We start from the raw sequence: 7709 nt of genomic DNA on the forward strand, positions 1-7709 counted from the left end.
AGAATATGACATGATTGCAGTGGAAAACTTAAATATTAGAGGTTTAGCAAAAAATACTAAACTATCAAAATCAATTTATGATGTAGGTAAATAATGAATAATGAATAATGAATAATGAATAATGAATAATGAATAATGAATGATATCAAATATGTTGGCTTCACAGTAGTATAATACTGTCGATCGTCATACAATCGGTAAGGAAAAGTGGCCATTAATCCCTACAATATAGACTCTTATCTTTAAAGATTAAATAACACCGATGCTACCGGATTTGATATGATTCTTTAATTATTAATTATTAATTATTAATTATTAATTATTAATTATTTAAGGTGTTCATGTAATCAAAGTTAATCCTCACAATACATCACAAAATTGTAGTAATTGCGGTCATAAAGTACCTAAAACTTTATCAGTTAGAACTCACTCTTGTCCTAAATGTAAAACAGTTTTAGATAGAGATGAGAATGCAGCAATTAACATATTAAATAAAGCGTTAAACGAGGTGGGTATCATCTTGTCTGCTTGTGGAGGCTTAGATATTGATCGGCCTGTGAAACAAGAAACTTCTTTGTTTGAGAAGCTCTCGTTATAATCGCGAGATTTAACGGGAGAGAACTTCACTTATGCGGCAACTATCTCTACCCTTAAACATACTCAATACCCAACCAAAAAAAACCTCACAATTTCAAGAAATACTTAAAACTCTGAACATGACAAATTCTCCTGGATGGCCTGATAAATTTGGGGAATTAATTCATAATTGGTGCGCCAAAAAATCTTATTCTCCTATCAAAACTCTGAGCTTATTTACAGGTGGTGGAGGACTAGATATTGCCTTCCATGACTGCGGTTTTCAAATAATCAAAATGCTTGAACTAGAACCAAAATATATTAAAACCCTAGAAACAAATTCTCAGCCAGGAAAATACTTAGAAAACAGTCAACCTATCTGCATTAATATCAGAGACTATTTTCCCTCTCCAGAATTAGAAATAGATTTTATTATCGGCGGGCCACCATGTCAAACATTTTCAGCAGCAGGTAGAAGAGCATCTGGTGTTCCTGGAACAAACGATACTAGAGGAAAACTATTTTTAGAATACGTCCGCATCTTAAAAAAACTACAGCCAAAAGGATTTTTATTTGAAAATGTTTATGGAATTATTGGTGCTGAAAATGGCAAAGCATGGCAAACAATTCAAACAGCATTTCAAGAAGCGGGATATACAATTTACTATCGCATACTTGATGCAGCAGACTATGGTGTACCACAACATAGGGAACGACTATTTATTGTTGGATTAAAAACAGGAAATTACCTATTTCCTGCTCCTACTCATGGACCTGATTCTATTGATGAAGAACCTTTTTATACAGCATTAGCAGCAGTAAAAGATATTAATATTTCAGAGAAAAATTTAGAAATAAAAGGTAAATATGGGCATTTATTAACAGATATACCACCAGGATTAAATTATAGTTTTTACACTGATAAAATGGGTCATCCTCAGCCAATTTTCAGTTGGCGTTCTAAATTTTCTGACTTTCTTTATAAGGCTGACCCAGAAATGCCAGTGAGAACTATTAAAGCACAAGGAGGGCAATATACAGGACCTTTTAGTTGGGAAAATCGACGGTTTTCAATAGCAGAATTAAAACGACTTCAAACATTTCCTGATGCTTATGAAATTGTTGGTAATCGTTCAGTTTGTATTGAACAAATTGGTAATTCTGTACCACCACAATTAGGTAGGATTTTAGCATTGAGTATTTTGGAGCAAGTTATGGGAGTGAAGTTACCCTTTTCTATGCAGTATTTATCTCCAACTCAAAAACTGGGATTTAGACAGAGAAAGCGTCAGTTAACAAAAAGATATGCAGAAAAAGCTGAGGAAGCGATCGCTAAATTATCTACTAAATCTCTAGAGAAGTTACAAACTGTATCTCTATCAATAAATAGTTATCCAAATCAAAGAAATATAGAGAAATTTTTGTCTACAGACTTTGGTTGGCATGATTTACCTAAAAGTAATTCTGTCAAAATTTATCTAAACTATGATTTACAGTCTAATTGTTGGCTAATAGATGCAGGTAAGAGTCAGTTGAGAGATAAAAAAAATCAATATTCTATAGATATAATACCTTCAGCAAATTTCCCAGATTGGGTTTTAAATACAGAGAGAGTAAAATTAATTGCTTATGATTGGGATTTAGAAGTATTTACAGGATTATGGAAAGCATTTGAAGAGAAGCTGAGACAAATAACAGGTAAAGCAGATTTAGTTCAGTTATCTGGATATTATCAGTATCAACCAAAGATTAAAATTACAATGAATTTTTCTAGGGAATTAGACACTAATTCTATTTGGCGGGTAGTGGAATCTATTATTAAAGGTGTAGGTGTAAAAACTCAACTATCGACTCAACAATTAGCTTTTTTATGGGGAGTTAATACTGAGGATATTTTTCAGTATTTGCAATGTTTAAGAAAAATTGGTTATGAAGTTAGGAATCACAATACAAACCCTCAAATTATTCCTGGAGAATATTTAATTCCTTATACTTTTCCGACTTTAAACCCTCAAAGTGTTCAATTAAGAAAAAATTTAGCAGAAGGTAATGAGTGATTTATATTTAAGAGTGTTTAAAAATAAAAGTGAACTGGTACAAAGCAATGGCAAAGAACAGCTTTTTTTGGAAGGCAAAATGAGCCATCAAGCTAGACTCAGATATCAAAAAATAACCCAGGAACTTGGGAATGATTACTTGGAAAAACAAATTATTGCTTGTCGCGACCAAAGTGCGATGAGTAATGTATATCAACTCGAAGAAAATCAAATAAATAATTTGAATAGACTTGTTAATGCAGTTACAAGTGAAGTTGGTAGAGCATTAGTTGGTTTGACAATTTTACAATTGTGTGTAAAAAGTATTGAACCAAAACAAAGTATTAGGCTACATAAAAGCAGCACAAACAGAAATGCTTTTTCATGGCAAGAGGGAATACCAATGCGTTCTTTAGACAAACAATATATTACTCCTATTTTGCGCAAATATGAACTATTAAAACTCAATGCCGATGGATTTATGATGACGCGCAGTTTAGCCGAAAATTATCCTTATTCACCTGTTTATAAAGCAAATATTAGAGGAGCGCGTCTTGAATGGCTTAGTCTTGTAGAATTAATTGAAGCTAATCAAATAAACTCAGAAAATGCTCTACATTACTTACTATTACAACTACTCAATAATGCTAGAGAATTTAAAAAATTAGCTACAGAAACTCTTGATTCAGTTCAACATTTTTTAGAATCAACTGAAATTATAAATCAGCAAATTATTACTGACTTAATATGGAGACATATAGAAGAATCTGATTATGCAGCACGTATTATGGAAATTGCTATACATAGTCTTATGCAGGCAATGCAAGAAAATCAACTATTTCCAGATTGTGAACTTAAGCCTTTATCGCAAATGCGTTCTGCAAATAAGAAGCACGGTAATATTGGCGATATTGAGATATTAGAAAAAGGTAATATTATTGAAGCCTGGGATGCTAAATATGGTAAGGCTTATTTACGAGATGAAATTGAGGAACTAGCAGATAAGTTGTTAAGTCATCCTAATGTTACATTGGCGGGTTTTGTAACAAGTGTTAAACTACAGCGACAATCAGAATTAATCTCTCGTTGTCAAGAATTAGAAGAATAATTTGGCATTTCTCTAGAAATAATTACATTTACAGATTGGATTCAAAAAAAATTTAATCAAGCAATAAAAGATGGTTTTCTTACAGGAGAAAAGTTAGCAAGTGTATGGTTAATTGCTTATACTGAATCATTAGCACAGAAACGCCGTAATATTGCACCTATTGATGAACCTTGTCAACAATGGTTAACTACTTTAAAGGCAATTTTAGAAGGTGTATAAATCAATTAATAATTAATAATTAATAATTAACAATTAATAATTACCTCTTCTTTTCAAGAGGAGGATTGACTAATTAGAAAAGGTTAACTCATACATTTACTTTTGTACAGATTCAATGTACAATTTTATATCATTTTAGTTAATCAAAAAAAATAATAGCGATCGCCGATAATGAAATCTCAAATAACTATCAAAAAAAAAGGCACAACAATTCAAAATCTTCAAGTTACAAAAGTAGTTGATGGTGACACAATCAAAGTTTTATTAAACGATAAACGAGAATTTATCAGAATGGATTATGTTGATGCTGAAGAAAGCTATTCTGAATATTCCAAACCAGTTACAGACATGGGTAAAGCTGCATCAGAAATGGCAATAAAATATTTCACATTACCTGACGGTGAACTTGCTCAAGTCGATCTTGAATTTGATACAGATGACCCTGTAGAAAATTGTTTAGAAAAATATCGTGACCATCAAGGTCGTTTAATAGCTTATGTCAAAAAAAATGGAGAAAATTTTAATATTAAACTAATTAAAGAAGGCTGGAGTCCCTATTTTATTAAATATGGAAATTCTAGACTTTATCATCAAGAAATGATAGCTGCAGAAATAGAAGCTCAAGCTAATAATCTTGGTGTTTGGAACCCTCAAGTAAATCGAGGTAAACGTAAAAGAAATTATAATTTGCTAGTACCTTGGTGGTCATTAAGAGCCTCAATTGTAGATAATTATCGTACCTATGGAATAGCTTCTGGAGTTCTAGAAGTGAGATTAGATTTTCCCAAGATTTTAGCAGCAGCAAAGGCGGAAGAATATGTAACAGTTTTCTATGATTTACAGGGAGGAATTTCTAAGTGGTTAGATAATGGTGCTTTGATTTATGATGGAACTAAAGACCACCGTTTAAAATTATGGATTCCAAATACTAATACTGAAGAAATGAAGCCTTTATTACAACTATTAAAAAATCGTTATTTTGGTTTAGGTAGAGGATATGTTTATATTACTGGGCAACTACATATGTATAGAGATAAACCAGAAATTATTCTTTCTGAAATAAATCAATTATCAGATTTTCCAGATACAGAATTAAGGGGTTAATGAAGTCAGAAGTCAGAAGTCATAAGTTAACCCACCCCTAACCCCTCCCCAACCCACCCCCGCCCCTCCCAGGAGGGGAGCCAGGAGGGGAAGTAGGGGATTTGAGCAACTCTCCAAAAATATTTTGCCTTAAAAGGCGGGGTTACGCGACCCATATTATTTTGATGAAAACTATTATTTTAAGCATTTCCTGCGGAATGCTGCGCAAACAGCTATTAGTTGATGGTCATTTCAGTTATCAGTTAATAGTTAATAGTACCTCCTACTGTTTGCGCAGCATCACCTAGGAAAGTAGGAGGCTTGAAATACTTAATTTTCTTTTCTCTTGATCAAGTAAGATGCTTGAATATTATCTTTTACTTACTCACATTTAAGTGCCTTTAAAATCTTTTGAGTCAATCCTCTTCTTTTCAAGTAGAGGTAATTATTAATTATTAATTATTAATTATTAATTGTTGAACTTAGCCTTCATATTGAGTTAATATCTCTACCCCTGTTTCAGTAACAGCAACAGTATGCTCAAATTGTGCAGATAATTTACCATCTTTAGTAATAGCAGTCCAACCATCGTCAAGCACCTTTGCTTCCCAAGTACCTTCATTAATCATCGGTTCAATAGTAAATACCATTCCAGTCCGCAACTTTTTCCCTTTTCCTCTAGTACCATAATGAGGAATTTGTGGTGCAGTGTGGAAAATATTGCTCACACCATGACCAACAAAATCTCTAACTACAGAAAAACCTTCTGCTTCAGCATATTCTTGAATAGCAGCTCCAATATCCCCAATTTTATTTCCAGGTTTAACTTCAGCAATGCCTAAATACATAGATTTTTCTGTAACTTCAACTAATTTTTTAGCCAATGGAGAAGGTTCACCTACGAAAAAAGTTTTAGAAGTATCCCCATGATAACCATCAAGAATTGGAGTCACATCAACATTAATAATATCTCCCTCTTTTAAGATTTGTTTTTTGTTAGGAATACCGTGACAAACTACCTCATTAATACTCGTACAGATAGACTTAGGAAAACCATGATAACCAAGGGGAGCGCTACGAGCGCCATGAGCTTGTGTCCAACGTTCTGCTTCTTCATCTAATTCTAGAGTGCTTACCCCTGGCTTGACAAAAGGTTCAAGATAATGTAATAATTCTGCTGCTAAACGTCCTGCCCGACGCATTTTTTCTATTTCTCTTTTTGATAATAAAACGATAGTTTCAGTTGCCATTGGTTGTTTGATTAATCCTGCAAGCTATACGGTTAATAGATATAGCTTACTTTAGCATATATAGTGCGTAGCGCTAGGGAATAGGGAATAGGGAATAGGGAATAGTAAACTGTTAAAGGACTTCAGGGTTTATAAATTTCCTAACCTTACTTTAAAAGCGCCGTAGGAAACTTCACCAATTAACACTCGTTTTTAATTTCCGCGTAGTGGCACTAGCGCGTCCAGACTAAAATTGCAGGTGAAAAAGAAGAGAAATGATCGAAATTTTTAAAGTAGATAATATGGAGCATACTCCTTTTATTCGGCAAGTTGAAAAATTTGCTGGCGATGAAATTGTGTTTAGCGATCGAGAAGAAGATTGCGATGTATTTGTAACTAGATTTTTTCAAAAATTAAAACCTTTGATTCTTCAGTATGGTTCGTCTAAAAAATACCTAGTTTGGACTCATGAACCAAGGTTTGATACTCATTTTAATCGCAAAATATCCTGGAAAGGAGTAGATGTACATATAATGAACATTTACACTGGCGATATTTATTTGAATAATTATTACTTTTTTTGGCGAGACAATATATGTAAAATACCAGATTATAAAGTTGAAAGATTTGGTAGGGAAAAATATAAAAAGATTGCAGCTTTAATCAAAAATTGTAATTGGAATACATCTTTGATTTGTAATGCACGGGAATTAGATTTATATGAATTAAGAAAAAAAATTGCTTTACAGGGTTATCAGTTAGACAAAGTTGATATTTATGGCAAAGGATGGCAAGAAAATATTGTTATAGAAAATTCTCGTTCAGGAAGATGGCAAGAAAGAAAAATAGAAATATTGCAAAAATATCATTTTAACCTCTGTTTTGAAAATACTATTGCTGACTACTACTGTACAGAAAAAATTTGGGATTCTATCATCAGTGGCTGTCTTCCTATTTATTATGGGGGCAAAAATAGTACGATTTATGAAGATTTTGAAAAAAATAGTTTTTTAGACTATACCGAGTTTAGAGATAGCAATGAATTATTTGAGTATGTAGAAAAAATGAGTATAGATGAGTTTAATCAACGCTTGAATCTCTGTATTCAAATATTCAATAAAACTTATGAAAAAGTCAAACAAATGAATCGAAAGAAACAGGTAGTGAAAAATATAGTGCAAAAACTTAAAGAAATTATGTAAGTAGGGTTTGATGAAAAAGTCTTATGGGTAAGAGTAGGAGACAGGAGACAGGAGACAGGAGACAGGAGAAATGGGAATTTAGAGCAGGTAGGAGTAAGAATTGTCCCAAGATTTTTCTGCCCAACTATGCGCCTAAAATACGCTCCTTTTTAAGCATAAAGAGCTGAAATAGGCGCACTGCAATTCGACCCCAAAAAGGCTAAAGTCTTTATATGTCAATGCTTTTAGATTTAATCAGCAAGCCCTAAGTATTTCC

At 32.8% G+C, this 7709-nt stretch carries 5 protein-coding genes and 1 pseudogene; 5 read left to right on the plus strand and 1 reads right to left on the minus strand.

Annotated features, from left to right (window positions below):
• Positions 1-334: 334 nt before the first annotated feature.
• From F6K54_RS35875 to F6K54_RS35890, 4 genes and pseudogenes are all read left to right on the plus strand, one after another.
• Positions 335-598 (plus strand): annotated as a pseudogene (locus F6K54_RS35875) (zinc ribbon domain-containing protein); the annotation flags it as partial.
• 31 nt (positions 599-629) lie between these two features.
• Positions 630-2633, plus strand: coding sequence for a DNA cytosine methyltransferase (locus tag F6K54_RS35880; RefSeq protein ID WP_293088579.1), 2004 nt, complete (start codon positions 630-632; stop codon positions 2631-2633).
• Positions 2626-3720, plus strand: a complete 1095-nt coding sequence (locus tag F6K54_RS35885) for a hypothetical protein (RefSeq protein ID WP_293088581.1) — start codon at positions 2626-2628, stop codon at positions 3718-3720. Before F6K54_RS35880 ends, F6K54_RS35885 begins: the two co-directional genes overlap by 8 nt.
• Before the next feature lie 390 nt (positions 3721-4110).
• A complete protein-coding gene (locus F6K54_RS35890) occupies positions 4111-5043 on the plus strand; it encodes a thermonuclease family protein (RefSeq protein WP_293088583.1) in 933 nt (310 codons plus the stop codon).
• A gap of 461 nt (positions 5044-5504) precedes the next feature.
• Here the strand turns inward: F6K54_RS35890 and map are convergent, their stop codons facing one another.
• On the minus strand, positions 5505-6272 hold the full coding sequence (gene map / locus F6K54_RS35895; protein ID WP_293088585.1) for a type I methionyl aminopeptidase: 768 nt from the start codon (positions 6270-6272) through the stop codon (positions 5505-5507).
• 254 nt (positions 6273-6526) lie between these two features.
• Here map and F6K54_RS35900 point away from each other — a divergent pair, with 254 nt between their 5' ends.
• Positions 6527-7453 (plus strand): glycosyltransferase family 10 domain-containing protein, encoded by a 927-nt coding sequence (locus F6K54_RS35900; RefSeq protein WP_293088587.1) that lies wholly within the window; start codon positions 6527-6529, stop codon positions 7451-7453.
• Positions 7454-7709: the final 256 nt, after the last annotated feature.

This window comes from Okeania sp. SIO3B5, from assembly GCF_010692555.1.
Classification (GTDB): domain Bacteria; phylum Cyanobacteriota; class Cyanobacteriia; order Cyanobacteriales; family Microcoleaceae; genus Okeania.

Bases quoted from the DNA above. Each gene is read 5' to 3' on its own strand.
- F6K54_RS35880 (WP_293088579.1), top strand. From the start codon at position 630: ATGCGGCAACTATCTCTACCCTTAAACATACTCAATACCCAACCAAAA.
- F6K54_RS35885 (WP_293088581.1), top strand. From the start codon at position 2,626: ATGAGTGATTTATATTTAAGAGTGTTTAAAAATAAAAGTGAACTGGTA.
- F6K54_RS35890 (WP_293088583.1), top strand. From the start codon at position 4,111: ATGAAATCTCAAATAACTATCAAAAAAAAAGGCACAACAATTCAAAAT.
- map (WP_293088585.1), bottom strand. From the start codon at position 6,272: ATGGCAACTGAAACTATCGTTTTATTATCAAAAAGAGAAATAGAAAAA.
- F6K54_RS35900 (WP_293088587.1), top strand. From the start codon at position 6,527: ATGATCGAAATTTTTAAAGTAGATAATATGGAGCATACTCCTTTTATT.